Below are 26713 nucleotides of genomic sequence, written 5' to 3'. Positions count from 1 at the left end.
GGAGCATCCACGTGGCCCAGTTCGACATGCCGCTGTCCGATCTCGAGAGGTATCTCCCCGAGGTGGACGAGCCCGCCGACTTCGACGAGTTCTGGTCTGCGACCCTGACCGAGGCGCGCACGTTCGACGAGGCGCCGCAGGTGGAGCGCATCGACGTCGGGCTCACCGAGGTGGTGGTCGACGACGTGACGTTCCCGGGCTTCGGCGGGCATCCCGTCAAGGCGTGGCTCACGCGCCCCGCGCACGCGGACGGCGACCTTCCCGTGGTGGTCGAGTACGAGGGCTACGGCGGCGGGCGGGGTCTGCCGCACGAGAAGATCCACTGGGCCGCCGCCGGCTACGCGCACCTGCGCATGGACACGCGCGGGCAGGGCTCTGGCTGGGGCGCGGGCGGGGCGACGGCGGACCCGGTGGGTTCCGGCCCCGCGGCCCCGGGGTTCATGACCCGTGGCGTGCTCGACCCGCACGAGCACTACTACCGCCGCGTCTTCACCGACGGTGCCCGGGCCGTCGACGCCGTGCGCGCGATCCCTGGTCTGGACCCGCTGCGCGTGGCGGTGAACGGGGGGAGCCAGGGCGGCGGCATCAGCATCGCGGTGGCCGGGCTGGTGCCCGACGTCGTCGCCGCGATGCCTGACGTGCCGTTCCTGACCCACTACCGCCACGCCGTGTCGATCACTGACTCGTTCCCGTACGGCGAGATCACGAAGTACCTGTCCGTATACCGTGACCCGGAGGTCGAGGCGCAGGTCTGGCGCACCTTCTCCTATCTGGACGGGGTGTCGTTCTCCCGTCGGGCCCGCGCGGCAGGCCTGTTCTCGGTGGCGCTCATGGATGCCACCTGCCCGCCGTCCACGGTGTACGCGGCGTTCAACAACTGGGCGCCCGACCAGGCCGAACCGGTGGTCAAGGAGATGGACGTCTACCCGTACAACAACCACGAGGGTGGCGGGGACTACCGGTTCCCCCGCAAGCTCGCGTGGCTGGGCAAGATCATCTGACGGGAAGCCGGGGCACGGACGGGAAATTTACCTGTCGCGCCCGGGCGGTAGGCTCCGCAACGCACGTTCATCCCCGGAGGTTTCCCCGTGCCCCAGTACGACCTGCCGCTCGTCGCGGTGGCGCCGGCAGCGCCGCCGGCCACCGACGAGCCCGCCAACTTCGACGCGTTCTGGTCGCAGGCCTTCGCCGCGCACCGCGACATCGAGGTCGCGCCGGTGCTGTCGGCTGCTTCCGCCCGGGCCCGGGACCTGACGGTGGAGGCAGTGACGTTCGCCGGGTTCGAGGGGTACCCCGTAGCGGGCCGGCTCATCACCCCGACCGGCGCCGGTAGCACGCTGCCCGGCCTGGTCGAGCTGCGGCCCGCCGGCCGTACGGCGGACCGGGACCTCGAGTGGCTCGCGTCGGGCGGGTTCGCGCACCTCGTCGTCGAGCTGCCCCCGGACGACCTCGACGACCCCTACAACCGCGTCGTCTTCACCGACGCCGTGCGGGCGGTGCAGGCGCTGCGGACCCTCGCGCGCGTGGACCCGTCACGTGTCGCGGTGCTCGGCAGCGGGCCGGTGGCAGCGGCAGTGGTCGCGGCGGCAGGGCTGCTCCCCGACCTGGCCTGCGCGATGGTCGAGGGCGACATCCCCGCAGCGCACAAGGACTCGCTCGTCGCGTTCGCCCGGCGGGCGAGCACGCCGCTCCAGCTCACCAACGGCGCGGGCGCGCAGGTGCTGCTGGAGGAGTGGGGCATCAACGCCGCGCAGGCGCTGGCCGCGATGACGGGCTCCGTCGAGCGGGTGGTCGAGTGCGTGCTGACCACCGAGAGCAACACGGCGGCGCGCCGCACGCGCTGGATCGCGGCGCACACGCAGCTGACGAACGTCTTCGTCCCCCAGATCGCCTACTGAACCTCCGCGAAGCAGGGCCGGCAGGGTCAGCGGGTGATCGACGTGACTATCTGCGTGCCCGGGGCGGGGCCGCTCGCGCACCAGACGGCGTCCACGACGTCGGCCGCCGTCCACGCGGCGCCCAGCGCCAGCGCGTGCTGCCGAGAGCGCCCCAGCGCGGCGACCGTGGGACCGGAACCGGACACGATGACGCCCAGCGCCCCCGACTCGGTGGCGACGTCCAGCACCTCGGCGAGCTCGGGCCGCAGATCCAGCGCCGGCGCCTGCAGGTCGTTGTGCAGCGCCTTGCCGAGCGCCACGGGGTCCCCGGCCCGGAGCGCGTGCATCAGCTCGGTGTCGTCGGCAGGTGCGACGGCGGGCGTCGACGGGCCGGCCAGCTCGTCGAACCGCCGGAACACGCTGGGCGTCGACAGGCCGACGCGCTGCGTGCCGAAGCACCAGTGGAACTCCCCGCGCGTCATCGCCGGTGTCAGCAGGTCGCCACGGCCCGTGCCGACGGCGGTGTGTCCCAGGAGCGAGAACGGCACGTCCGCGCCGAGCTCGGCGGCGATCTCCACCAGCTCGGAGCGCGGCACCCCGGCCTCCCAGAGCGTGTCGCAGGCCAGGAGCGCGGCAGCGGCGTCAGCGGATCCGCCGGCCATGCCCCCCGCGACCGGCACGCCCTTGGTGATGTGCAGCGCGACGTCGGCCGCGAGCCCCGTGCGGTCGGCGAGCAGCGCGGCCGCCCGCCAGGCGAGGTTCGTCTCGTCGGTGGGGACGTCGTCCGCCTGCGGGCCGGAGACGGTGAGCGAGATGCCGGCTCCCGGCGGCGCCAGCGTGGCCGTGACCTCCTCGAACAGGGTCACCGCCTGGAAGATGGTCGCCAGCGGGTGGTAGCCGTCGCTCCCGACCGGTCCGACACGCAACGCGAGGTTGACCTTCCCGGGCGCACGAACCCGGACCGACGGCGGCGGCGCCGCGCTCAGACGCCCGCTCACTCGTCCCCCTCCGCCGGCTGATCCGTACCCAGCTGTTCCGCGATGCGCGCGAACTGCTCGACCACCAGCGTCTCCCCACGCGCACTCGGGTCGATACCCGCGGCACGGAGCGCCGCCTCCGCGGCGACCCCCGAGCCGAACAGCCCGGACAGCGCGGCCCGCAGGGTCTTGCGGCGCTGCGCGAACGCGGTGTCGACGACCTTGAAGACCTGTTCGCGCGGCGCGGTGGTCGACGGCGGCTCCCTGCGCTCGAGGTACACGAGCGCGGAGTCGACGTTCGGGGCGGGCCAGAAGACGTTGCGCCCGATGGTCCCGGCCCGGCGGGCCGACGCGTACCAGGCGGCCTTCACCGACGGGATGCCGTAGATCTTGGAACCCGGCACGGCGGCGATCCGGTCGGCCACCTCCGCCTGGACCATCACGAGCACGCGTTCCAGCGAGTCGAACCGCTCCAGCATGGTGAGCAGCACGGGGACCGCCACGTTGTACGGGAGGTTCGCCACGAGCGCCGTCGGCGGGGCACCGGGCAGGGTGGTGACGTCCAGCGCGTCGGAGAGCACGACCTCGAAGTCGGCGTCCGGGAACCGGTCCCGCACGGTCTCGGCGATCTGCCCGGCCAGGAGCCGGTCGATCTCGATGGCCACCACAGAGGCTCCGGCCTCGACCAGGCCAAGAGTCAGGGAGCCCAGCCCGGGTCCGACCTCGACCACGCGCTCACCGGGCTTCAGCCCGGCGATCCGCACGATCTTGCGGACCGTGCCGCCGTCGTGCAGGAAGTTCTGGCCGAGCGTCTTCGTGGGCCGAACGCCCAAACGCCCTGCCAGGTCGCGGATCTCCGCGGGACCGAGCAGGGCGTTTGAGGTTTCGTTCATGCAGGCGAGCCTATCTGGAGCGTTCGTGCGGAGCGCACTCGGAGGTGGGACGCAGCGAAGCAAGTCCCGCCGGAGAGGGCGCGCAGCACAAGAGCGACCTAGGGCTGGATCAGTACCAACCCACCGACTCCGAGTGGCCCCACGCACCGCACGGCGTGCCGTAGCGGTCCGCGATGTAGCCGAGACCCCACTCGATCTGCGTGGCCGGGTTGGTCGCCCAGTCCGCACCGGCGGAGGCCATCTTGTCGCCCGGCAGCGCCTGCGCGATGCCGTAGGCGCCCGACGACGGGTTGGCCGCCAGGTGGTTCCAGCCGGACTCGCGCTCCCACAGGAGGTCGAGGCAGGTCCACTCCTCGCCGGTCCAGCCACGAGCGGCGGCCATCTGCTGGCCGATCTCCCTGGCGGAGCCCGCAGGCACCGGGGAGCTCTTGGTGGGCTCTACGTCGGCGGTGGCTTCCTCCGCGACGGGACGCTCCTTGGTGCCCTCGACGACGACGCGGTCGACCGGCTTCTTGGTGACCGCGTTGGAGAGCTCCTTGCGGGACACGATCTCGCCGTCGACCATACGCACCAGGACGACCCGGGTGCGCACACCCTGCTCGCCCTCGGTCCGGACCAGGTTGTCCTCGTCCTCGTAGCGGTCGTCGTCCTGGACGGTCTTCGTGTCGAAGTCCAGGTTGGCCTTCCTGGTGACCTTCTTGCTCTCGACACGCTGCACCTGGATGGCGACGTCGGCGCCAGCCTTCTCGGCGGACGTCGCGTCCTTGGCGGCGATCGCCTTGTCCTGTGCCAGGGAGGCCACCGGGGCGATGCTCACGAGGTCGTCCTTGTCGAGCTCGACCTCGAGGCCGTCGAGCACCTCGTCGACGCTCGCCGAGTGGTCCTCGACCACACGGGTGGTGCCGTCGGCGACTACTGCGACGGGGCCGTCGTCGTTCAGGCGGAGCGGGAGGGAGGCGCGGTCGCCGGAGCGGGACGCCACCAGTGCGACGTCGCCGCCGCGCTCGGCGAGGGTCGTCAGCGCCTCTCCCGCGTCGGTGACGGTGACCCACACGTCACGCTCCGCGTCGCCGTCGGTCATGGTGACCTGGCGGGCGTAGCGGACGACTACCTGGTCGCCGTCGGAGAGCTTGGCATCGGTTCCGGGGGCGACGACGTCACGCTCGCCCAGGCGGACACCTTGCGACTCGAGCATGCCCGCGACGGAACCGGCGTAGGTGGTGATGGTCTTGGTGGTGCCGTCGACGTCCAACGTGACGGTCTTCTGTACCTCGGCGAAGGCGACCGAACCGGACGCGACGATCGCGACGGCCGAGAGGCCGGCGATCAGCGGCCAACGACGGCGATGCTTCGAGGGGGTGTCCTGAGGTGCTACAGCCTCGGACTCTGAGTTGATGCTGGGGATGGAGCCAGAACTCTGCTGCTCAAAACGGGGGTTCACTCGTGTCCAGTCGTCGGACGTCCCGGGCACGGGCGGCGAGGCGGGCATCCCGTTTGGGGCGAGATTCCCTACCACGAAGCGGCCGAACAGGCCCTGCAGCTCTTGCGAGCCGTCGCGGTCTCGACCGGCCGATCCGGCGGTCTCACACTGCCCGCGAGGTTCCGCGTCCAGTGCCGTCCTGCCGCCGCTGGAGTGCCGTGGCCTACACCACGTGACACCCCCGCGCCAGCGAGGACAACCGAAAGTAACTGATTTGTTACCGCTCGGCCAACCATCTTTGTGGGTTGCAACTGTGTTGTCGGTCACTCGTTCAGGACAAGCGTCCAACTCGTGGGAGGCCCCGAACGGGGCCCGCGGGAGGGGCCGCGACCGGGCGGACAGTGGATCTCCGCAGGCCAGGATGGGCGCGGAGGCCGCGGGGCGACGCCGACACGGCCGCCGCCCCGCGCCCTCGCGGCCCCTCCGACCGTTAGTCGGAATCCGGCGTCGAATCCGGTTTCGGCTCAGAATCCGGTTCTGGTTCCGGCTTCGGCTCGGGCTCCGAGCCTGACTTCGAATCGGGCTTCGAGTCGGACCTCGAGTCGGACTTCGAGTCGGACTTCGACTTGGGCTTCGGTTCCGGCTTGGGCTTGGGGCGCTCCTTGGTGCCGTACACGATCACCTTGTCCACAGGTGTCCGCGCGACCCAGCTGTTCACCTTCTCCTTGCTCACCACCTTGCCGTCGATCCGGGTGACGTCCCAGGCCGTCACCCGCTTGCCGTCGGCGCCCTCGGACGCCAGGTACGGGCCCAGGTCCGCGTAGTGGCCCGGATCCGTCGTGGTCACCGTCTCGTACGGGATCCTGCTGGCGACCTCCTCGATCGTGGCCTTGACCTCCTTGACGAGGACGGTCACCACCGGCTCGCTCTGCCCGCGCACGTCCCGGTGCAGGACGGATACCCGGTCGTCGCTGTCGACGGCAGCGTCCTGGGCTGCGAGCAGCTCGTCGAGCCGCACGGAGCCGTCGGCCACCCGCCGTACCTCCCCGCCGATCGCCAGGTGCACGGGACCGTCGACGTCGAGCTGCATCGGGAGCGTCACCCGACCTTCGGCCCGCGTCGGGACCAGGACCACCGTGCCGTCCCCTCGCGAGAGCTGGGTCAGCGCCTCGTCGGCGTCGAGTGCCGTCACCCATGCGGTCCGCTCCCCGCCGTCGGCCCACACGGCGACCTTGTGGCCGTAGCGCACCACCACCGTGCCGCCGTCACGCAGCGCACCGTCGAGGCCCGGTGTCACGGCGTCCCGCCCGGTGACCTCGACACCCTGGTCGGTCAGCAGGTCGGCGACGTCACCCTCGAAGGTCTCGACGGAGGTGACCTCGCCGCCGACGTCGAGCGTGACGGTCTTGTGGGCCGCCCCGTAGACCGCGACGCCACCGGCACCGACCAGGGCGACGGTGACGAGGCTCCCGAGGACCACTACCCCGCGGCGACGCCGGGGAGGCCCCGGCGCAGGCGGTGGCGGAGGCGGAGGGGGCGTCGCGAGCGTTGCCCCGTCCTTCGCCACGACCGGCATCGGGCCGGAAGGGTGTCCGGGCGGAAGAGTGTCCATCACCTCGGAGCGGGTGTTGGCAATGTCCGCGACGGTCATTCCCGCGGGAAATACCTCGTCCGCCGGCGGCGCCGGGCCGAATTGCGCCGAACCGAAGAAAGGCGAGTCGGAGAAAGGCGCGTCGAACAGTTCTGTGACGCCGGCGTCGCCGTCGGCCTCAGAGTCGGTGAATTGTTGTCCGGGGCTGCCCTGAGCCGGATGCGGAGATGTCACGCGAGTCCAGTCCTCGAGCGGTCCGGGCACGGAAGACAAGACGGCGCGCCTCCCACGCAGCTCCCGCGCGAGGCACGAGCCCGGCCGACCGATCCGGCGGTCCCTGAGACGGTAACTCCGCCGTTACCGAATGCAAGCCGAAAGCGGCAATACGTTCAGCAAAGGGTCCGAAACGCCAAGCAATATCCCAAATGTCGTTTGGAAAGAACGTGGATCAGTACCAACCGATCTCGACCGAGTGCGCCCACGCGCCGCACGGCGTTCCGTAACGCCCGGATATGTAACCGAGGCCCCACTCGATCTGGGTGGCCGGGTTCGTCAGCCAGTCGCTGCCGACCGTTGCCATCTTCGAGCCTGGGTTCGCCTGCGCGATGCCGTACGCGCTGCTGCTCGGGTTGTCGGCATTCCAGCGCCAGCCGCTCTCCTTCTGCCAGAGCTGGTCCAGGCACGAGAACTCGTCGGCGCCCCAGCCGCGCTCGGCCGCCATCGCCTGACCCAGCGCCCGGGCGGAGCCGGGATCCACGGGGGCGGTGGCTACGTCCATGGTCCCCACCACCACCTCCTCGTTCACCGGCTTCCGGGTGACCTTGCGCTCGATCTCGGTGCGTTCGACGACGGCCCCGCCCACGGTCTTCACCGCATACGTCACCCTGACCTCGCCGGCCACGCCCGCGGTGCGGATCGACTCGTAGCCTTCCGGAAGGCTCGGGTCCTCGATCGTCTCGGTCTCGAACGGGAGCACCTCGGTCACCGTGCGCGACGACGAGGCGTCGCGGCTGACCATGACGACCATCCCGTCCACCGCCGCGGCGTCGGGCGGTACGGAGGTGACGTCGCCGTCGGACAGCGTGATACCCGCCTCGCGGAACACGCCGCGCACCGTCGACTGGGTGGTGTGGAACTCGAGCACCGAGCCGTCCACGGCGATGTTGACCTGCTTGACCGTGGAGAACCGGACCGGGTCGCGGTCCAGCCGCGTGGTACGGGAGGCGGTGGCGAGCGCACCGTCGCCACGCGGCCCCAGCGCCGCCAGCAGCTCGCCGACGGTGCCCGCCGTGGTGCGCAGCGTCATGACCTGGCCGTCGAGCTCGACGGTGACCTCACGGCTGGTCCGGACGACCACCGTGCCGCCCTGCCCGATCCTGGAGGAAGCAGCGGGCTGTACGACGTCGTCCCGCCCGAGCTCGACGTGCTGCGATGCGAGGGCCTCGCCGACGGTGTCACCGTAGACGCCCACGGTGTGGAGCTCGCCGTTGTAGTCGATGGTCAGGACGTTCGCGTTGGCGACGTAGACGCCGGTCACAGCGACGAGCGTGCCGACGACGGCGCCACGGACCACCCAGCGGGCCGCTCTGCTCGCGAGCCACGGCCGTGCGTACCTCACCACGAGCACCAGACCGTAACGGAACAATCTCTCTGGGAAAAGCCGTGCGGGTATGAAATGAAATACCGCATTCTTCGTCTCAGCGCGCCATTCTCACCAATTGCCGTAGACCCGCTCCGAGTTCACGGTTATGTCGGTGCACAACGTGCCGAGGTCCTCTTCGAGATGAGCCGCCATCGCCCGGACCGTGTGGGCCGCCGCGAAGGGGGCGTTCGGCTGCCCCCGGAACGGGTGCGGCGTGAGGTAGGGGGCGTCGGTCTCCAGCAGGATCAGCTCCCGCGGCGCCGCCGTCAGGGCGTCCCGCAGATCGTGGTTCGCCTTGAACGTGACCGGTCCCGCGAACGAGAGGTACCAGCCGTTCTCGGCGCAGACGCGGGCCATCTCGGCGTCGCCGCTGAAGCAGTGGAAGACGGTGCGTTCGGGGGCGCCGTCGGCCAGCAGGACCTCGATGACCTGGGCGTGCGCGTCCCGGTCGTGGATCTGCAGGGCGAGGCCCAGCTCCTTGGCCAGGGCGATGTGTGCGCGGAAGCTCGCCCGCTGAGCCTGTTCGCCGCGCGGGCCCGTGCGGAACAGGTCCATGCCTGTCTCGCCGATCGCGCGGATGCGATGGTTGCCCTTGGCCAGGTCGGCGATCTCCGCGATCGCGTCGTCGAGGCTCACCGCATGGTGCTCCTCGGCCTCGGGAGTCAGCCCGTCCGGTCCCACCTCGAGCACCCCGGCATGCAGGGTCGCCTCGTTCGGATGAATAGCCACCGCCCCCACCACCCTGGCCTGTTGAGTGCTGGCTATCTGCGCCGTTCCGGGTGCCGTAGGCCGCAGATAGCCAGCACTCAACGAGGTCAGGAGGTCGGCGGTCCAGCGGGCCGAGGGCAGGTCGCAGCCCACCTGGACCACCCGGTCCACGCCCGCACGCGCCGCGCGGGCCAGGTGGTCGGCCACGGTCGGCGGCCAGGCCTGGCCCGCCGGCTCGCCGTCGGGCGCTGCCTCGGCGAGGACGGCACCGATGTGGTCGAGGTGGGTGTGGTTGTCCACGACGGGTACGGGCAGCGGCTCCGGATCGGCCGGAAATCCGCGCTCCCGCGTGCGCTTCGCCATCTCCGGGTCAGTCCACCGACCCCGCGCCGAACCGCTCGCGGAACCCCTCCAGGTCCTCGTCGCTGATCTTGGCGAACAGCACCGGGGGCACGGTGAAGCTGGCCCCGGCGGGCACGGCGTCGAGCGCGGCCGCCGCTTCCGGGGTCACCCAGGTCGCGGTGTCGCCGTCGAGCGCGAACACCCCGCGCAGCGTCGCCGCGCTCGCCGGGATGAACGGCTCGGAGACCACGGCGTACAGGTGGATCAGGTTCATCGCGGTACGCAGGGTCACGGCAGCCGCGGCCTCGTCCGTCTTGACCTGCTTCCACGGCTCCTTCTCGACGAGGTACGCGTTGCCCGCCGACCAGAGCGCCCGCAGGGCGTTGGCGGCCTTGCGGTACTGCAGGGCCTCCATGTGCTCCTCGAGCTCGGTCAGGAGGCGCGTGACCTCTGCCCCGAGCTTCGCCTCGGCCTCGCCCGGCTCGCCGCCGGCGGGGACGGTGTTCCCGAACCGCTTGGCGGAGAACGTCAGCACCCGGTTCACGAAGTTGCCGAGCGTGTCGGCCAGGTCCTTGTTCACCGTCCCGGCGAAGTGCTCCCACGTGAACGAGGAGTCGTCGGACTCCGGCGCGTTCGCGATCAGGAAGTACCGCCAGTAGTCGGCCGGCAGGATCTCGAGGGCGGCGTCGGTGAAGACGCCGCGCTGCTGCGACGTCGAGAACTTGCCGCCGTAGTACGTCAGCCAGCTGAAGCCCTTGACGTAGTCGACCATCTTCCACGGCTCGCGGACGCCGAGCTGCGTTGCCGGGAACATCACCGTGTGGAACGGGACGTTGTCCTTGGCCATGAACTGCGTGTAGCGGACGTCGGCGGCCTCGTACCACCAGGACTTCCAGTCCCGCGTCTCGCCGTCGGGAGCGGCGTCCGCCCACTCCTTGGTGGCGCCGATGTACTCGATCGGGGCGTCGAACCAGACGTAGAAGACCTTGCCGTCGGCGGCGAGCTCCGGCCAGGTGTCGGCCGGGACCGGGACGCCCCACTCCAGGTCACGCGTGATGGCGCGGTCGTGCAGTCCCTCGGCGAGCCACTTGCGCGCGATCGACGTCGACAGCAGCGGCCACTCCTTGCTGTTCTCGTCGATCCACGCCTCGACCTCGCCCTGCAGCTTCGACTGCAGCAGGAACAGGTGCGTCGTCTCGCGCACCTCGAGATCGGTGGAGCCGCTGATCGCCGAGCGGGGGTTGATCAGGTCGGTCGGGTCCAGCACGCGGGTGCAGTTCTCGCACTGGTCGCCGCGCGCCTTGTCGTAGCCGCAGTGCGGGCAGGTGCCCTCGACGTAACGGTCGGGCAGGAAGCGCCCGTCGACCGGCGAGTAGACCTGCCGGATGGCGCGCTCCTCGATGAACCCGTTCTCGTGCAGGCGCCGTGCGAAGTGCTGTGTGATCTCGGCGTTCTGCGGCGACGAGCTGCGCCCGAAGTAGTCGAACGTCAGGCCGAAGCCGTCGTAGATCTCCTTCTGCGTCTCGTGCGCCCCGGCGCAGAACTCGGCGACGGGCTGGCCGGCCTTCGCGGCGGCGAGCTCCGCGGGCGTGCCGTGCTCGTCGGTGGCGCAGATGTACAGCACGTCGTGGCCGCGTTGCCGCAGATAACGCGCGTAGACGTCAGCCGGGAGCATCGACCCGACCATGTTCCCCAGGTGCTTGATGCCGTTGATGTACGGAAGCGCACTGGTGACAAGGTGGCGAGCCATCGCTGGATGCTCCAATTCGTAAGGACGGGAAAACTGCTCTCCAATCCTAGAGCCCCGCGCCCAGCGGAATACGCCGGTGGCTGTGGTCCCTGGATCACTCCGCCGGCGTCAGCGTGACCCGCAGCATCCTGTCGTCGACCAATGGGCCATCCGGAGTCTCCCTCATCGGCTCACCCCTGCCGTCTGTGTTGCTCGTCAGCACGTAGAGCTCGCCGTCAGGCCCCGCGTGAACCGCCCTGAGCCTGCCGAACTCCCCCTCCAACAGCGCTTGCGGCTCCCCGAACCCGGGGCTCTCGCCGTCCGCCACTGCCGCGGCATCCCCGAGCAGCGGCACGCGCCACAGGCGCTCGCCCCGCAGGGAAGCCAGGTACACGGCCTCCTCGGTGACGGCGATGCCCGACGGCGACGCCTCCGACGTCGGCCACCAGGCCACGGGGTCGATGAACCCGGCCTCGTCGCCCGGGCCCTCGACCTCGGGCCAGCCGTAGTTGCCGCCGGGCTCTATGACGTTCAGCTCGTCGAGCTCGTCCTGGCCGAACTCACCGGCGAACATCCGCCCGCTGGGGTCCCAGCCGAGGCCCTGCACGTTGCGGTGGCCCATCGACCACACCGGCGAGCCCGCATCCGGGTTGCCGGGCGCCGGCTCGCCGTCGGGCGTGACGCGTAGGATCTTGCCGGCCAGCGACTCCGGGTCCTGCGCGTTGGCGGGGTCACCGGCGTCGCCCGTGGCGACGTACAGGTAGCCGTCCGGCCCGAACGCTATCCGGCCGCCGTTGTGGTTCGAGGCCTTGGGGATGCCGTCGAGGACGGTCGTGAGGTCGCGCAGGACTCCGCTGTCGAGGTCCAGCTCGGCCCGTAGCACGGCGTTGTCCGTCTCCCCCGTGCGGTACAGGAAGACCGCGATCACCGGGCCGGCGTCCTCCGGGTCCACGGTCACGCCCAGGAGCCCGCCCTCGCCCTCGGCCACGGTCTGCTCGGCGAGCTCCTGCGCTCCGCTCGACCAGGCGAGGTACTCGACACCACCGTTCTCGGCACCATCGCTCGGGTGGACCCTCGCGAGCATGGCGTCGTCCCGCATCGTGACGAGGAAGCTGTCGTCCGGCAGCGGGGCCAAGGCCCACGGGACCGGGAGCTCCTGCGAGACCACCTCGACGTCGGTGGTCACCTGCCCGTCCCAGGGTTCGCCGCCCGACGCCGGGTCTGACGCCGTGGAGGGCACCGAGGCGGTCGGGCTCGGCGACACGACGCCCGGTTCAGGCGAACCGGTGCAGCCGAGGAGCAGCAGGGCCACACCCGCCGACCCAGCGATGGCAGAACCGGAGCGCCGCGGCCTGGAGGTGATGGAGTCCATGCCCCATCCAAGCACCCTGCGGCTGCGGCCCCGCCGGAAATTCGCGACCCCTACACACTGCCTCCCGTCGTCGGCGTGTCGCATGCAGTGTGCTGGGCTGGACGGTCAGGGCAGGCCCCCCGCCGCGGTGGCAGAGTAGAAGCATGAGCCTCACCGAGTCCGAGCCCGCACGGCGGGCCCTCGTTGTCGTCGACGTCCAGCCCACGTTCTGCGAGGGTGGCGAGCTCGCCACCGAGGGCGCGAACGAGATAGCGCACCGCGTCGCGGCCTATGCCGCCGCCCACCGCGACCGGTACGCCACGGTCGTGACCACACAGGACTGGCACATCGACCCGGGCGAGCACTTCAGCGAGACCCCCGACTTCGTCGACTCCTGGCCGGCCCACGGCATCGCCGGCACGCCCAACGCCGAGCTGCATCCCGCGCTGGCCGACCTCGACCCCGACGTCCGGCTCAAGAAGGGCCAGTACTCGCACGGGTACTCGGGCTTCGAGGGCGCGGACGAGCACGGCCGCACCCTCGCGACGGTTCTGGAGGACGCCGGGATCACCGCCGTCGACGTCGTGGGTCTCGTGGAGTCGCACTGCGTCAAGCACACCGCGCTCGACGCCCGCCGCGCGGGCCTGGCGGCGCGGGTGCTGACCGATCTGACGATCCCCGTGTCGGAGGCGCAGGGCGAGGTCGCGGAGAGGGAGCTGACGGCCGCGGGGGTGGACCTGCGCGACTCGTCCGCCGTCTGATCGCGGTGTGCGGTCAGATCCAGCTCGGTAGCACCATGAGCCGCTGCCAGTAGTCGTACGGCACCGGCATCGCCGTCCAGATCGGGTAGTAGAGCACGCTCACGCCCACGATGAGCACCACCACCACAGCCGCGAGCCAGCACACTATGCGCCGGTCACCGCTCCTGCGCGAGGTCCGTTCGATCCCTACGGCCAGCAGGTACACGAGGGTCAGGATCACGAACGGCGTGAACACGATCGTGTAGAACGTGAAGATGGTCCGGTCGGCCAGCGGCCACGAGTACTGGAACCAGGGCAGCCAGCCCGCGGCGATCCCCGTCAGGGCGGCGGCGCCACGCCAGTCGCGGAACCGGACGGCGAGCACCAGCACGATGGGGATCGCCACCGCGCCCAGCCACCACAGGAGTGGGTTGCCGAGCGACGTCACGGCGGTCGCGCAGTCGCTCACGGCGTCGGCGGGGCAGGGGCCCTGGCCCGGCGTGTACTTGTCCCAGTAGAACGACGTCGGCCGCCATTGCACTATCCAGCCCAGCGGGTGCGACGCGTAGTTGTGGTCCGAGTCCAGGCCCGTATGGAAGTCCCACATCATGTGGTGGTACTCCCACAGCGACCGCCCGGCCTCCCAGGCGCCCTGCGCCCATCCCCAGTCGGGCCACCAGGTCGGTGGTGCGACACCGTTCACCTCGGCCCAGTTGCGCAGGTAGGACTTCGGGTGCGCGAACCAGGCGGACCAGGACGCGATGTAGACGGCGACCACGGTGGGCAGCATGATCAGGGCGGCCGGGACGGCGTCGACCACCAGCGCGTCCTCCCACCAGCGCTCGACGCCCGCGGTGCGCCGCGCCGTCATGTCCCAGACGACTGTGAGCACGCAGAACGCCGCGACGAAGTACAGGCCCGACCACTTGACGCCGCACGCGAGGCCCAGCGACACCGCGGCCGCGAACCGCCAGCCGCGGAACCCGAGCCGCGGACCGTACTTGCCGATCGCACCGCCGGCGTCGACGATCTGCGCCACGCGGTCGGCGAGCCGCCGTCGGGCCCACTCCCGGTCCAGCACCAGGCAACCGAACGCGACCAGGACCCAGAACATGAGGAACTGGTCCAGCAGGCCGGTGCGCGAGTGCACTATCGCCTCGCCGTCGACCGCGAGCAGCAGACCCGCGACCAGACCCAGCATGGTGGACGAGAACATGCGGCGGGCGATGCGCACCATCAGCAGCACGGCCAGGATGCCGATCACGGCGCTGGCGATGCGCCAGTGCATCGGGTCCTGCGCCCCGCCCATGAGGCGCATCCCGATGGCGATCATCCACTTGCCGACCGGCGGATGGACCACGTACTCGGCCTCGTCGGTCTTGTACGAGCTGACGTCGCCCGCCTCGAACGCCGGGTTCGGCTTGTCGGGCCACGCCGCCTCGAAGCCGAGGCTGGCCAGCGACCAGCCCTCCTTGACGTAGTAGGTCTCGTCGAAGACCAGCTTGCCCGGGCGCCCGAGCTCCCACAGCCGCGCTCCGGCGGCGATCGCCGTCACCACGAGCGCGCCGAGCACGCCCCAGAACCGGTCGGAGACGCTCCGCCCGAGCGCGAGGCGGCGCTCGCCCAGCAGATCCCGCAGGAGCTGGTCGCGCAGCGGGGGTTCGGGCTCCGCAGCCCGCTGTCCGACGGCGGGGAACGACCCGGTGCGCGTCATGTGGCCGCCGACGACCTCACGGCGCATGTGCGCGCCGTACGTTCCGGGCAGAGCCTGCTCCGTTGCGGCGAAATGCGCTCCTGTGGCGTCAGGCTGCTGAGACACCGGGCCAGCATAGAGCGTGGGACCCTGTGCTTCATGACCGAACCGTCCCTGGTTCCCGGGCCCGCGCCCGAGGCCGGCTCCCTCGTCCTGGCCGCCACGCCGATCGGCAACACGGAGGACGCCTCACCGCGACTGATCCGCCTGCTGGCCCAGGCCGACGTCGTGGCGGCGGAGGACACCCGCCGCCTGCACGGGCTGGTCGGCCGGCTCGGCGTCGAGGTGCGCGGCCGGGTGACCAGCTACCACGAGCACAACGAGACGGCCCGGGCCGACGAGCTGCTCGACGTGGTCGCCGGGGGCGGCACGGTGGTGGTCGTGACCGACGCCGGGATGCCTTCCGTCTCGGACCCGGGGTACCGGATCGTGGAGCGCGCCATCGAGCGCGACCTGCGGGTCACCGCTGCCCCCGGGCCGAGTGCCGTGCTGACGGCGCTGGCGCTCTCCGGCATGCCGACCGACCGCTTCACCTTCGAGGGCTTCCTGCCGCGCAAGGCAGGCGACCGCGCCCGGACGCTCGGCGCCCTGGCCACCGAGCCGCGCACGATGGTGTTCTTCGAGGCGCCGCACCGGATAGCGGAGACGCTGGCCGCCATGGCCGTCGCGTTCGGGGAGACCCGGCCCGCCGCCGTCGCGCGTGAGCTCACCAAGACCTACGAGGAGGTGCTGCGCGGCCCGCTGGCGGACCTCGCCGAGCGGGCAGCGGCGGAGCAGCTCCGCGGCGAGATCTGCGTGGTGGTCAGCGGCGCACCCGAGGTGCAAGCGAGCGTGGACGACGTGGTGGGCGAGGTCCTGGAACGGGTCGCAGCCGGTGAACGCCTCAAGGCGGCGGTGGCCGAGGTGGCGGAGACGGCAGGCGTCCCGAAGCGGGACCTCTACGCGGCCGCGCTGGCCGCCCGCCCCGCGAAGCCCGCGAAGTAGAGCGCCTGTCCGGACGCCCGCTCTACTTCGCCAACAGGCCGTCGGCGAAGTAGAGCGTGTGTCCGGACAGGCGCTCTACTTCGGCGACGTCACCAGTCGATCTGGGGGGTGGGGTGGTAGGCCGCGTTCTCGCGGCGCCAGGTGGCCGCCTCGACCGCCACGCGGGCACGGAACGACTCCCAGTCCTTCGCCTCCGGCTGCGACCACGCGATCTCGGCCACCGCGGCGAGCCGGGGCAGCAGCATCGAGAACAGGTCGTCACGGTTCAACAGGGTCTCGGTCCAGACGGCGGCCGAGACGCCCTCGATCGCCGACTCGGGCAGGCCGTCGATCAGGGCCGCCGGGTCCCAGTCGTAGGAGTCGTGCAGCTCGACGAACGCCGCCCAGGCCTGGCCCAGCGGATGCTCGGGCGTGTACTTCATGTCGAGGTACGCCCGGTCCGCCGGTGACATCACGAACTTCGCGCCGGCCTGCGCGGCGCGCACGAACGGCGCGTGGTCCGGCCGGGTGTCCCAGTACTGCAGGATCGTGCCGGGCCGGACGAGTGCGGGCTGCTCGCCGTCGGCCGCCCCGGCATCAGTGCCCGACGCCGCGGCGTCACCCGCCAGCGCCGCAGCCGCCGCCTGGTCGCCGTGCGCGGAGCCCCCGGCCTCCTGCCAGGCGACCGGCGTCTTGCCCGCACCCGCGATGATCTCCTGGCACAGCACCACGAACCGGCCGAACTCCTCGGGCTGCATCACCAGCACCTCGTCGCCGCCGAAGTGCACCCATGGCCCCAGCGTCATGCGCGCGACGTCGCTGAACACGTCCCGCAGGAACGGCTCGGTGGCCGGCAGGTCGAGGTGCAGCTTCGAGAAGCCGACCTCGATCCCGTCATAGGTGTCTGTCGGCTCGCCAGACGGCATGAGCTCGCCGTAAGCGTGGGTCGCCGCGTTGACGTGCCCGGGGACGTCGATCTCCGGCACGACGACGATCTCCCGCTCGGCCGCGTACTCCTGCAGCTCGCGGTACTCCCGCGCGGTGAGGAAACCGCCCGTCGCGCCCGACACCGCACCCTGCGACGACTTCTCCGTCAGCGCGGGCCGGGACGGGATCTCCAGCCGCCAGCCCTGGTCGTCGGTCAGATGCAGGTGCAGGCGGTTCATCTTGTACGAGCCGACGAGGTCAACGACGGCCCGCAGGTCCGCCGGCCCGAACCAGTGCCGCACCACGTCCAGCGACAGCCCGCGCCACGCGTACCGCGGCTCGTCCCGCACGACGACGGCGCCCACCTCGAGCGGCACGCCGGCCTCCCGGCGGGCGGCGGCGACGAGCTGCCGCAGCGTGCGCACGCCGTGCAGCAGGCCGCTCCGCTCGGGCGCCGCGACGGTCACGCCGTCGGCGGTCACGGTCAGCGTGTAGCGCTCGGGGTTGCTGGAGCCCGCGGGGCCCGCCGCGGGATCCGGCGTCAGGGCCACGGGAACCCCGCCGTCCGGCACCACCAGGGCGCCGGCGGCGGCGAGGAGCTCGCCCGCGAGACCCGCGACCGCGCCGTCAGCCGCGTGGACGGTGACCGTCGTGAGGTCCAGCACCCCCTCGGCCGGCTCGAGCTCGACAGGTGCTGGGATGACGGCGTCGGCGACGATGCCCGCGCCGCTGCTCACGGTGGTCACGATTGTTAGGGCCCCTTCGCTCCGATGGTTGCCCGCAGTTTCGCAGGTTCAGCTTGCGGAGACCAGACCCAGGAGCGGTTCGGTGGGCATGATGCTGGCGGGGTCGGCCGGGACCGCGCTGGGCGCGGACCAGCCCAGGACGGCGCCCCGGGGGAGGTCGGCGGCGACGTCGGCCCAGACGCCGTCCGCCGTGGCCTGCCCCTCGGCCGGACCCGCGGCGGTGAAGACGACCGCCACCTGCGGCGGGACCCGCAGAGCCGACCGGTCCACCACCGACGCCGCCGTCGACTGGTGCACCTCCAGCATGATCTGCGGCAGGCCGCGCGCCGTCGCCATCGCGGCGAGCCGGTCGACCACCGCCTGCAGCTCCGCGACGGGCACCGCGCCCGCCTCCGCACCGTTGCCGGCCACCCGGAACTCCGGGTGCACCGACAGGCCGACGCCCGGCTTGGCCAGCAGCGGCTCGATCTCCTTGAGCTTCGCGGCCAGCGGCTTGTTGCCGGGCGCGACGTCGAGCAGCACGAGCTGGCCCGCCTCGCGGATCGCGTCGACCGCCTGGGTGAGCACGTCCAGGGGCTGCTCGTCGACGTAGTCGCCGTCCTCCCCCGCCGCGCCGGATCGCATGCTCGCGGTGATGGTGACCAGGGGCGTGCCGCCCAGCAGCTCGCCGTTGGCAGCGGCTCCGGCCACGGCACCGGTAGCTGCGGCGGCCGGGTCGGTGGAACCGGCGGGCACGGTGTACGACGTCGATACGTACCGGCCGGGGAACAGCTGCAGCGCGCCGTCGGGCAGCGTCGTGCCCGACGTCGCCATGGTCACCTGCCAGCCCAGGTCGTCGGCCGAGCCGAACTCGCTGCCGATCCCGACCACACCGAGCGGCTGGAGCGTACGGATGGTCTCGACGGTCTCCGGTCCGGCGACGACGCTGCCGCCCGGGACCATTACCGGGACCGCTCCGGCGGCGAGCGCGGTGCCGATCGCCGCCTCCTGGCCGACCTTCGGGTCGACCGCCACGAGGATCTCCTGCAGCAGCTCCGGGTCCGCGACGTCGGGGATCTCCGAACGGAGCCTGTCCACCTTGTTCGCATCGAGGCGGTCGGCAGTGGGTATCTCGACCTTGGTCACGTTCTGCTTCTTGTCGTCCCCGCCACCACGACCCGCGGAGGCAGCGGCCTCGGCGGCCGCGCTGAGCGCACCCGGGTCGAACCGGACGACGTCCGCCTTGCCGGTGGCCTCCCCGGCGGCGGCGACCGCCGCCTCGTCACCGATGACGACGACGGTGCTCACGCCGAGCCGTTCGAGCTCCGTGACGAGGTTGTCGTCGGAGACACCACCGTCGCTGAGGAGCACGGGGGCGGTGACAGCGACTCCCGTGGCCGCGGCGGTCGCGCGCGCGTCGTCGTCGTCGGCCGATGCGAGCACGGCGACGGGCGACGCGTGGAAGAAGGCCTGGCTCGCGGTGAGCGCGAGCTCTGCGGGGTCGGTCGAGTTGAGCACGAGCGCCGGCCCGGATGGTTCACGGACCTGAAAGTTCTCCCCCGTCCTGCCGTCGACGCCCTCGGCCGTCGGCACCGCGCAGCCGGCGAGGACGAGGGCGGCTGCCGCGAGCAGAGCCGCAGCGGACGCAGATCGGTGGTGCGGGACGAATCGGGCGTTCCGGATGACCACGGATCACATTCTCCCCCACGACGCCGGGATGTGGAAACCCCGGGGTGGCGGCGAACCCAACGCCGGCTGACTCCCGGGTGAACAGGTCGGACCCGAACGAGGCGAGGTAGACGAACCCGTCAGTACACCTCCGCGTAGACTGTTCGTTCCGATCATCCGGAACGAACACGGAAGCAGATGGCGCGATGAGCACCACCACATCGAGCGGCCCGACCACCCGGGACCGCATCCTCGACGCGGCGACCGAGCTGTTCTACTCGCAGGGGATCCGCGCGGTGAGCGCCGACAAGATCATCGAGCGCGCCGGGATCACGAAGGTCACCTTCTACCGCCACTTCCGCACCAAGGACACGCTGGTGGTGGCCTATCTCGAACGGCAGGCAGCCTGGGAGCGCCAGGCGCTCGAGGGCGTACGCGCGGCTACCGGCGACGACGCCGAGGTCCTCCGCCGGTTCGCCCGCGCCGTCGGTACCGAGACGTGCCGCCCGGGTTTCCGCGGCTGCTCGTTCATCAACGCCGCCGCCGAGTACGCCGACCCGGGCAGCCCGGTCCGGAAGACCGTCGCGGAGCACCGCGCCTGGTACCGGCAGACCTTCGCCGCGATGGCGGGGCGGCTGGGCGTGGCCGACCCCGAGCAGGCGGCCGACGAGCTGATGATGCTGCGCGACGGCGCCATGCTGACCGGCTACCTCGACGACCCGTCCCGGGTGGGCACCGCCCTGGAGCGCGCGATCTTCGCGGTGGTCGACGCCGCCCGGGCCGGCTCGCCCACGTAGACCGCACCCTGCTCCGACCTGCGCGAGCCCGCCGCCATCGCACGTGGCGGCGGGCTCGCGCCGCTCTTCGCCACGACCCCGTTCGGACCGCTACTTGTGCCGAGCCACATTCACCCCTTACGGTAGACGTACTAGTTCGTCTACATGGTTGGCGCTGCACGCGCGCCGGCCTCGAGAAGGAGCGCAACATGGCTGACAGCATCTACACGGCGGTCGCGACGTCTACGGGAGACGGCCGCCGCGGAGGCCAGGTCGTGTCCGACGACGGCGTGCTGGACCTCAAGCTGGCCATCCCCACCGCGATGGGCGGGTCGGGCGAAGGCACCAACCCGGAGCAGATGTTCGCCGCCGGCTGGGCGGCGTGCTTCCACAGCGCGCTGAAGTCCGTGGCCGCAGCGCACAAGGTGCAGATCAACGACTCCGCGGTCGTCGCCGAGGTCGGCATCGCTCCGCTGGACGGCGGCGGCTACGGCCTGAGCGCCGCGCTGCACGTCGAGGTCTCCGGGGTGGACCAGGAGACCGCCGACAAGCTGGTCGAGGGCGCGCACGCCATGTGCCCGTACTCGAACGCCACCCGCGGCAACATCCCGGTGACGGTCGACACGACCATCGCCTGAGCCGGAGGCGCAGCGGAGGGTGCGGGCCGAGGAACGAGGCACGCGCCCGGAGCGGAACCGCAGGCTCGGGCGAGCTTGAGCGCCGGTGTCAGAGGCTCAGGTCACCATGGTGACCTGAGCCTCTGACACGTCCGCCCTCGTCGAGAAGGAATCGCATGCCGTTCGCCGACCAGCTCATCAGTGACCGCACGGCCACCACCCTCACCGAGGCCGTGGCCGCGGCGGCTCCAGGCGTCGCCCTGCACGCGCTGCCCGCGACGGCCGGCCGGCTCGGTGAGCTCGCGCTCCGCGAACGGGCGGACCTCTTGCGCGACGCGCTGCTGGCCGACCTGCCGGGCGGATACGCGGACCTCGCGCGCGTGGTCCGCGCGGCGCGCGACGGCGCGACGCCGTTCACCGGCTGGCTGATCTGGCCCGTCACGAGCGCCGTGGCGGCCAGGGCCGTCGAGGAGAGGACGGACGCGGCCTTCGACGACGCGATGGCTCTCCTGGCCGAGCTCACCGGGCGCCTCACCGCGGAGTTCGCGGTGCGCACCCTCCTGCGCCACGACCTGGACCGCGCCCTCGGCATCGCCGCGGGCTGGGCCCGGTCGGACGACGTCGACGTCCGCAGGCTGGCCAGCGAGGGCACGCGCCCGTACCTGCCCTGGGCGGTGCGCGTGCCGGAGCTGCTCGCGCGCCCCGGGGCGACGGTCCCCGTCCTCGACGCCCTCTACCGGGACGAGAGCGACTACGTGCGCCGCTCCGTCGCCAACCACCTGAATGACCTGAGCCGCGACCATCCCGGGCTGGTGGTCGACACGGCCGGGCGCTGGCTCGCCGAACCCGTCGCGACGACCCAGGGCCTCGTCCGGCATGCGCTCCGCACGCTGGTCAAGCGCGGACATCCGGGCGCCCTCGGGCTGCTCGGGTTCGCCCCCGCCGCGCTCGAGATCGACGGCCCGGTGCTCGACGGCGACCGCGTGCCGTTCGGCGGCACGCTCCGGTTCACGGCGGAGGTCCGCAACGTCGGCGCCGAGGAGGCTCGGCTGTCCATCGACTACGTCGTCCACCATCAGAAGGCCAACGGCTCCCAGACTGCCAAGACGTTCAAGCTGGCCACCCGGACCCTCGCGCCCGGCGAGCAGGTGCGGCTCAGCCGTGAGCACTCGTTCCGGCCGATTACTACCCGCCGCTACTACCCGGGGCCGCACGCCGTCGCGCTCCAGGTCAACGGCGTCGCCACGGAGCTGGCCTCGTTCGAGCTGGACCGGCCGGCCGGCGTCTGACCGGCGGCGCGGGAACGTTGGGCGACGTCCGGGTGATCCCGGCCGCATCCGAGCCCTGTCCTCCCCGATCACGTTGCACTAGCGTCTTTCCAGCACGGCGCATGGACTGACATGTCCTTCGGGGGGAGAGACGACAGGTGCAGAGCGGGCAGATCATCGGCGACCGCTACCGGCTCGAGGAACGCCTCGGCTCCGGCGGCCACGGCGAGGTATGGCGGGCCGCCGACCTCCGGCTGCACGAGCGGCCGGTGGCACTCAAGCGCACGCGGTACGAGGGCGACGACGACGGCGCTGACCGGGTCCGCCGCGAGGCCCGGACCCTCTCCCGGATCAACCACCCGCACGTGGTCGCCGTGCACGACGTGGTCGACGACGGCGGCGAGGTCTGGGTGGTCATGGAGTACGTGGCCGGCCGGCCGCTCTCCAAGATCGGGCGGGTCACCGTCGAGGAGGCCGCCCGCTACGGCGCCCAGCTCGCCGGCGGCCTCGAGGCGGTCCACGCCCACCGGATCCTGCACCGCGACATCAAGCCGGCGAACGTCCTGGTGACCGACGACGGGTTCGCGAAGCTCGCGGACTTCGGCATCTCCCGCGCGCTGCACAACGACGAGACGGTCACCGCAACGGGCGCCCTCACCGGGACCCCGGGCTATCTGGCGCCAGAGGTAGCCAAGGGCGAGCGGTTCACCGAGGCCTCCGACGTCTGGTCGCTCGGCGCGACCCTGTACTACACGCTCGAGGGCACCACGCCGTTCGGCGACGACAACGCGCACGCCCTGCTGTGGAAGACGGTCTCCGAGGAGGTCAGGCCGCCCACGAGGGCAGGCCGGATGTCGCCCGTCATGCTGCGGATGCTGGCCAAGAAGCCCGGCGGCCGGCCGCACCTCCGCGAGGCGCGGCGGGAGCTGGCGATCCTGGCCGGCGACCCGACGACGGGTGTCGGACCGGCACTGGCCGGAGCCCCGCGACGCCCGCGGTGGCTCCTCGCAGCGGTCGCCGCCGCCGTCGTGCTGGTTGCCGCGATCTCCACCGCGATCTGGGTCGCCGTGGACCGCGGCAACACGCCCGTCGCGGGAGCGGACACGGGCAGCGGCGACGGCGACGGCGGCCCCGATCCAGAGCGCGCGGCCGGGGAGAACACCAGCATCGTCGGCGACCCGGCGACCGCCGACCCGTGCGCGCTCCTCGACGTCGAGTCGCTCGGCGCGTTCGGCCAGACCCGGATCCGTACCGACAACGGCGACCTCAACAGCTGCGACGTCGTCGTGACGAGGGACGACGGTGCGCTGATCGTGGCCGGCCTGACGATCTGGCACAACAGCGCGGAGCCCGACGAGCCGAACCGGCAGGTCGGCGAGATCACCGTGGTGAACGACGAGTCCGACCTGCCCGAGGAGTGCAGCCGCGACCTCTACCTGCCCGGCGGCGACTACAACATCACGCTGGACGTGTGGCAGGAGACGTGGAACGAGCCGGCGGGGGCGGGCGAGGTCGACAATCTCTGCGAGATCGCCGACGCGAACCTGGACCACACCACCACCCTGCTCAACGAGGGTCAGGTCCCCCGCCGCACATGGGAACCCGCCGCGGGCTCGCTCTACACGCAGAGCGCGTGCGACCTGCTCGCCGGGGAGCCGCTCGAACGCCTGCCCGGCAATGCCGCCCGTCCCGTCGTCGGGTTCGCCGAGTGGGACTGCCAGTGGGACGTCGACGACGGCACGGAGCTGCGGGTGCTGTTCCAGCACAGCGACCCGCTCTCGGAAGACAGCGGCGAGCGCTTCGTCCTCAGCGGGCACGAGGTGTTCAACGAGGGCGACTCGTGGTCGGAGGACTCGTGCCTGGTCTCCATCGTCAACCGCGTGGCGGTCAGCAGGGACGGTGACGGCGACATCGTCGCGGAGCTGGTCCGCATCCACCTCGAGGGGAGCGGGGAGGAGTCGGTCGACGAGCTCTGTGCCCTCGCCCTGGACATCGCCGAGCCGGTCGCGGCCGCCCTCCCCGCCGTGTCCTGACCGGGCGCCGGGAGGGGTCCCGGGGATGGCGTGCGACGCTGGCGACGGGAAACACTTGGAGGTCGCCTTGACGGACATACCGCAGATGGAGGGCACCGAACCGCTCTCCCCCAACCACGCGAGCCTGGCGTTCGGCGTGCCGACGTCCGAGCCGAACACCATCTACGCCCTCTCCGTGTCAGGCGGCGTCCGGCTCGGTGCCCGGGAGGAGCGGACCGTGGTGTTCGGGCGCAACCGCCCGGAGGTGCACGTCTGCGTCGGCGAGGACGACCTGCGGATCAGCCGCAGCCAGGGTTCCGTGACGTTCCGGGGCGGCCGGTGGTGGCTCGCCAACACGGGGCACCGCGCGCTCCAGCTGCCCCGTTCGATGACGCTGTTCCCCGAGGACGACCCCTACCCGGTCGAGGCCGGGTACACGCCGGTCTTCGTCAACGGCACGGCGAGGCGCCGGCACCTGCTCGAACTGTACGTCGCGGACCAGGACGGACGCCTGCCCCGACCCGCGCCCGACGCGGCGACGCTGCGCGACAAGCCGTGGAAGCTGCGCGCCGACGAGCGGCTGGCCCTCGTCTCGCTCGCGCAGAAGTACCTGCTCCACGAGGCCTACCCGCAGCCGTGCACGTGGCAGCAGGTCGCCACCGACCTCGGCGCCCTGCTGCCCGACGAGCAGTGGAGCTCCAAGCGCGTGGAGCACCTCGTGTCCGGCGTCCGACGGCGGCTGTCACGCGCGGGTGTGCCCGGACTGACCCGCGAGGAGGTCGGCGAGCCGGTGGGCAACATGCTGAACCACAACCTGGTCACCGAGCTGCTGCAGACCCGCACCCTGGTGCCGCCGGACGTCCTCCTGCTCGACGACGTCTGACCGGCGTCAGCCGAACGTCATCGTGTAGACCTGCACGCCCTCCGGGACCTCGAGGTCCACCAACCCCTCGGTCGGCCCGTCGCCCTCGAGCACCGGGTAGAGCCTCGGGTTGCCCGAGACGTCGATGCTCGTGGTGGTCGAGCGGCCGCCGGTGGTCACCGTCGACTCGACGCTCCCTTCCCCGCCGAGGACCACGAAGACGTCGGCCGACCGGTACGCAAGGCGCACCCGCGCGTCGTCGGACAGTGCACGCGCGCCCTGAAAGTCCACCTCCCAGGTCCCGCCGAGCGAGAAGGTGTCCTGCTTCTGCTCGTCGGCGAGCGTGAACTCCTGGCGGCCCGCCGCATACCTCGGCTCGCCCGAGTAGTTGATGACGCGCTTGATGGAGAAGTAGGTCTCCGGCGTGATCTCGTCGAGCGGCGTCGCGTCCTGGACCGTCGTGGGCTCGGGCAGGTCGACGCCGGGGTCGGCGTCCGCCAGGAGCTCCCGGATCAGCTTCTCCGTGTTCTCGTACCCGCCCTCGCCCAGCCGGATGTGCCGCACGGTGCCGTCCGCGTCGATCAGGTACTGCGCCGGCCAGTAGCGGTTCCGGTAGGCCGTCCAGGTCGCGTAGGAGTTGTCCTGCGCGATCGGGTAGGTCACGTCGAGATCCTTCGCCCCCTGGATCACGTTGCGCGTCTCCCGCTCGAACGCGAACTCGGGGGTGTGCACCCCGATCACCTCGAAGCCCTCGCCGACGTCGGCGTACCTGTCGTACCAGGCGTTCAGGTGCGGGATGGACCGCTGGCAGTTGATGCAGGAGTAGGTCCAGAAGTCGACCAGCACGACCTGGCCGCGCAGGGCCTCCAGCTGGAGCGCCTCCCCGTCCGGCGTGTTGAGCCACGCGTCGATGCCGCGGATCTCCGGCGCGGTGCCGCAGTCCTCCAGGACCGGCGCCCCGTTCGAGCAGTTGGACAGCTCACGGTTCTCGTCGGTCACGAGGCCGCCGAGGTCGAGCGCCTCGCGCACGGTCTCCGAGGAGTCGACGCGCTGCTGCAGCGCGCCCGTGTAGTCCGGGAGCAGCCGCTGGATCGCGGCGGGCAGGTTGAACGCGAGGGCGATGGCCAGCAGGATGACGATCACGCCGCCACCGGTCCGGATGGCCTTCGTGTGCCGCTGGAAGGCTTGTACCCGCTCGGCGATCCGCCGTCCGGCAAGTGCGAACAGCAGGAGCGGGAGCGCCGCGCCGACGGCGAAGGACACCGTGAGGGCGACTGTCTCCGGCCCGATGTTGCCTGTCGCACCGGCGACCGTGATCGCGGCGAGCACCGGTCCGGCGCACGGCACGTAGAGGACGCCGAGGCCCATGCCGAGGACGAACGCGCCCCGGTCCTGCCGGGCCGCACCCCGCTTCGCCCCGAAGACGGCGATGCGCTGGAAGGGACGTTCGAGGATGGTCTCGAGCCGGGGCACGATCATGCCGATGCCCAGCAGGACGAGCAGGGTGATGCCGGCCCAGCGCAGCAGGTCCTGGGGCAGACCCAGCACCGAGAGCAGCAGGGAGCCGAGCAGCGTGAAGACGCTGAAGCTCAGGACCAGCCCGGCGATGACTATGTAGGGGCGCAGGGAGCGCCGCGTGCGCACGGCGGCGGTGGTGGTGGCGGTGGCGGTGGCGGTAGCAGTACCGCCGGTGCCTGTGCCCCCGGTGCCGTCGGCGCTCCGTGTCCGTGCACCCTGCACGCCGCCCGCGAAGAAGATCACGGGCAGCATCGGCAGGATGCACGGCGATATTCCGGTGATGAGGCCTCCCAGGAGGCCGATGACGATGAGGGTTCCCATGTGCCCGGTTCGGCACGGCGGCCGTGCCGGATG

At 71.7% G+C, this 26713-nt stretch carries 21 protein-coding genes; 9 read left to right on the top strand and 12 right to left on the bottom strand.

Annotated elements, in window-relative coordinates:
• Nucleotides 1-11 precede the first annotated feature (11 nt).
• Nucleotides 12-1001, top strand: a complete 990-nt coding sequence (locus ACFO6V_RS24755) for an acetylxylan esterase (RefSeq protein WP_377140794.1) — start codon at nucleotides 12-14, stop codon at nucleotides 999-1001.
• A gap of 87 nt (nucleotides 1002-1088) precedes the next feature.
• Nucleotides 1089-1898: an acetylxylan esterase gene (locus tag ACFO6V_RS24750; RefSeq protein ID WP_377140791.1), complete on the top strand. Its 810-nt coding sequence runs from the start codon at nucleotides 1089-1091 to the stop codon at nucleotides 1896-1898.
• A gap of 26 nt (nucleotides 1899-1924) precedes the next feature.
• Here ACFO6V_RS24750 and ACFO6V_RS24745 read toward each other — a convergent pair whose 3' ends face one another.
• The 8 genes from ACFO6V_RS24745 to ACFO6V_RS24710 all read right to left on the bottom strand — a co-directional run bounded on the left by ACFO6V_RS24745 (nucleotide 1925) and on the right by ACFO6V_RS24710 (nucleotide 12551).
• Entirely contained in the window at nucleotides 1925-2875 is a 951-nt protein-coding gene (locus ACFO6V_RS24745; RefSeq protein WP_116676875.1) for a 4-(cytidine 5'-diphospho)-2-C-methyl-D-erythritol kinase, read from the bottom strand.
• Entirely contained in the window at nucleotides 2872-3747 is an 876-nt protein-coding gene (gene rsmA, locus ACFO6V_RS24740) for a 16S rRNA (adenine(1518)-N(6)/adenine(1519)-N(6))-dimethyltransferase RsmA (RefSeq protein WP_377140789.1), read from the bottom strand. Before rsmA ends, ACFO6V_RS24745 begins: the two co-directional genes overlap by 4 nt.
• Nucleotides 3748-3856: 109 nt before the next feature.
• Entirely contained in the window at nucleotides 3857-5236 is a 1380-nt protein-coding gene (locus tag ACFO6V_RS24735) for an aggregation-promoting factor C-terminal-like domain-containing protein (protein WP_377140786.1), read from the bottom strand.
• 421 nt (nucleotides 5237-5657) lie between these two features.
• Nucleotides 5658-6647: a G5 domain-containing protein gene (locus ACFO6V_RS24730; protein ID WP_377140784.1), complete on the bottom strand. Its 990-nt coding sequence runs from the start codon at nucleotides 6645-6647 to the stop codon at nucleotides 5658-5660.
• Nucleotides 6648-7206: 559 nt separating this feature from the next.
• Nucleotides 7207-8376, bottom strand: a complete 1170-nt coding sequence (locus ACFO6V_RS24725) for an aggregation-promoting factor C-terminal-like domain-containing protein (RefSeq protein ID WP_377140782.1) — start codon at nucleotides 8374-8376, stop codon at nucleotides 7207-7209.
• Nucleotides 8377-8469: 93 nt separating this feature from the next.
• Entirely contained in the window at nucleotides 8470-9471 is a 1002-nt protein-coding gene (locus ACFO6V_RS24720) for a TatD family hydrolase (protein ID WP_377140779.1), read from the bottom strand.
• Between the two features lie 7 nt (nucleotides 9472-9478).
• A complete protein-coding gene (gene metG, locus ACFO6V_RS24715) occupies nucleotides 9479-11200 on the bottom strand; it encodes a methionine--tRNA ligase (RefSeq protein WP_377140776.1) in 1722 nt (573 codons plus the stop codon).
• A 94-nt stretch (nucleotides 11201-11294) separates the two neighbouring features.
• On the bottom strand, nucleotides 11295-12551 hold the full coding sequence (locus ACFO6V_RS24710; protein WP_377140774.1) for a PQQ-dependent sugar dehydrogenase: 1257 nt from the start codon (nucleotides 12549-12551) through the stop codon (nucleotides 11295-11297).
• 143 nt (nucleotides 12552-12694) lie between these two features.
• Here ACFO6V_RS24710 and ACFO6V_RS24705 point away from each other — a divergent pair, with 143 nt between their 5' ends.
• Nucleotides 12695-13291 (top strand): isochorismatase family protein, encoded by a 597-nt coding sequence (locus ACFO6V_RS24705; RefSeq protein ID WP_377140771.1) that lies wholly within the window; start codon nucleotides 12695-12697, stop codon nucleotides 13289-13291.
• Between the two features lie 13 nt (nucleotides 13292-13304).
• Here ACFO6V_RS24705 and ACFO6V_RS24700 read toward each other — a convergent pair whose 3' ends face one another.
• The gene (locus ACFO6V_RS24700) at nucleotides 13305-15089 is read right to left on the bottom strand and encodes a dolichyl-phosphate-mannose--protein mannosyltransferase (protein WP_377140768.1); all 1785 of its coding nucleotides are present in this window, start codon (nucleotides 15087-15089) and stop codon (nucleotides 13305-13307) included.
• Between the two features lie 33 nt (nucleotides 15090-15122).
• Here ACFO6V_RS24700 and rsmI point away from each other — a divergent pair, with 33 nt between their 5' ends.
• The gene (gene rsmI, locus ACFO6V_RS24695) at nucleotides 15123-16007 is read left to right on the top strand and encodes a 16S rRNA (cytidine(1402)-2'-O)-methyltransferase (RefSeq protein ID WP_377140765.1); all 885 of its coding nucleotides are present in this window, start codon (nucleotides 15123-15125) and stop codon (nucleotides 16005-16007) included.
• A gap of 89 nt (nucleotides 16008-16096) precedes the next feature.
• Here the strand turns inward: rsmI and ACFO6V_RS24690 are convergent, their stop codons facing one another.
• Together ACFO6V_RS24690 and ACFO6V_RS24685 are read right to left on the bottom strand one after the other, a co-directional pair.
• Nucleotides 16097-17659: a family 20 glycosylhydrolase gene (locus ACFO6V_RS24690; RefSeq protein ID WP_377140763.1), complete on the bottom strand. Its 1563-nt coding sequence runs from the start codon at nucleotides 17657-17659 to the stop codon at nucleotides 16097-16099.
• A gap of 48 nt (nucleotides 17660-17707) precedes the next feature.
• Entirely contained in the window at nucleotides 17708-19327 is a 1620-nt protein-coding gene (locus tag ACFO6V_RS24685; protein WP_377140760.1) for a hypothetical protein, read from the bottom strand.
• Between the two features lie 185 nt (nucleotides 19328-19512).
• Between ACFO6V_RS24685 and ACFO6V_RS24680 the strand changes: the two genes are divergently transcribed.
• The 5 genes from ACFO6V_RS24680 to ACFO6V_RS24660 all read left to right on the top strand — a co-directional run bounded on the left by ACFO6V_RS24680 (nucleotide 19513) and on the right by ACFO6V_RS24660 (nucleotide 24862).
• Nucleotides 19513-20103: a TetR/AcrR family transcriptional regulator gene (locus tag ACFO6V_RS24680; protein ID WP_377140758.1), complete on the top strand. Its 591-nt coding sequence runs from the start codon at nucleotides 19513-19515 to the stop codon at nucleotides 20101-20103.
• A gap of 188 nt (nucleotides 20104-20291) precedes the next feature.
• Entirely contained in the window at nucleotides 20292-20720 is a 429-nt protein-coding gene (locus tag ACFO6V_RS24675) for an organic hydroperoxide resistance protein (RefSeq protein WP_377140755.1), read from the top strand.
• Nucleotides 20721-20875: 155 nt separating this feature from the next.
• On the top strand, nucleotides 20876-21988 hold the full coding sequence (locus ACFO6V_RS24670; RefSeq protein ID WP_377140752.1) for a DNA alkylation repair protein: 1113 nt from the start codon (nucleotides 20876-20878) through the stop codon (nucleotides 21986-21988).
• A gap of 137 nt (nucleotides 21989-22125) precedes the next feature.
• Nucleotides 22126-24000, top strand: coding sequence for a serine/threonine-protein kinase (locus ACFO6V_RS24665; RefSeq protein WP_377140749.1), 1875 nt, complete (start codon nucleotides 22126-22128; stop codon nucleotides 23998-24000).
• A gap of 67 nt (nucleotides 24001-24067) precedes the next feature.
• The gene (locus tag ACFO6V_RS24660) at nucleotides 24068-24862 is read left to right on the top strand and encodes a hypothetical protein (RefSeq protein WP_377140747.1); all 795 of its coding nucleotides are present in this window, start codon (nucleotides 24068-24070) and stop codon (nucleotides 24860-24862) included.
• Between the two features lie 6 nt (nucleotides 24863-24868).
• On the opposite strand, the gene ACFO6V_RS24655 is transcribed toward ACFO6V_RS24660, so the two are convergent.
• Nucleotides 24869-26680 (bottom strand): cytochrome c biogenesis protein CcdA, encoded by a 1812-nt coding sequence (locus ACFO6V_RS24655; RefSeq protein ID WP_377140744.1) that lies wholly within the window; start codon nucleotides 26678-26680, stop codon nucleotides 24869-24871.
• Nucleotides 26681-26713 lie beyond the last annotated feature (33 nt).

The organism is Promicromonospora alba, from assembly GCF_042654905.1.
Taxonomy (GTDB): Bacteria; Actinomycetota; Actinomycetes; order Actinomycetales; family Cellulomonadaceae; genus Promicromonospora; species Promicromonospora alba.
The sequence above is the reverse complement of the archived record's forward strand: the minus strand, read 5'-3'. Positions and strand labels throughout refer to the sequence as shown.

What these genes read in the sequence shown, in the direction of transcription:
- rsmA (WP_377140789.1), bottom strand. Translation starts at nt 3,747, where the DNA reads ATGAACGAAACCTCAAACGCCCTGCTCGGTCCCGCGGAGATCCGCGAC.
- ACFO6V_RS24735 (WP_377140786.1), bottom strand. Translation starts at nt 5,236, where the DNA reads ATGCCCGCCTCGCCGCCCGTGCCCGGGACGTCCGACGACTGGACACGA.
- ACFO6V_RS24720 (WP_377140779.1), bottom strand. Translation starts at nt 9,471, where the DNA reads ATGGCGAAGCGCACGCGGGAGCGCGGATTTCCGGCCGATCCGGAGCCG.
- metG (WP_377140776.1), bottom strand. Translation starts at nt 11,200, where the DNA reads ATGGCTCGCCACCTTGTCACCAGTGCGCTTCCGTACATCAACGGCATC.
- ACFO6V_RS24710 (WP_377140774.1), bottom strand. Translation starts at nt 12,551, where the DNA reads ATGGACTCCATCACCTCCAGGCCGCGGCGCTCCGGTTCTGCCATCGCT.
- ACFO6V_RS24705 (WP_377140771.1), top strand. Translation starts at nt 12,695, where the DNA reads ATGAGCCTCACCGAGTCCGAGCCCGCACGGCGGGCCCTCGTTGTCGTC.
- rsmI (WP_377140765.1), top strand. Translation starts at nt 15,123, where the DNA reads ATGACCGAACCGTCCCTGGTTCCCGGGCCCGCGCCCGAGGCCGGCTCC.
- ACFO6V_RS24680 (WP_377140758.1), top strand. Translation starts at nt 19,513, where the DNA reads ATGAGCACCACCACATCGAGCGGCCCGACCACCCGGGACCGCATCCTC.
- ACFO6V_RS24675 (WP_377140755.1), top strand. Translation starts at nt 20,292, where the DNA reads ATGGCTGACAGCATCTACACGGCGGTCGCGACGTCTACGGGAGACGGC.
- ACFO6V_RS24670 (WP_377140752.1), top strand. Translation starts at nt 20,876, where the DNA reads ATGCCGTTCGCCGACCAGCTCATCAGTGACCGCACGGCCACCACCCTC.
- ACFO6V_RS24655 (WP_377140744.1), bottom strand. Translation starts at nt 26,680, where the DNA reads ATGGGAACCCTCATCGTCATCGGCCTCCTGGGAGGCCTCATCACCGGA.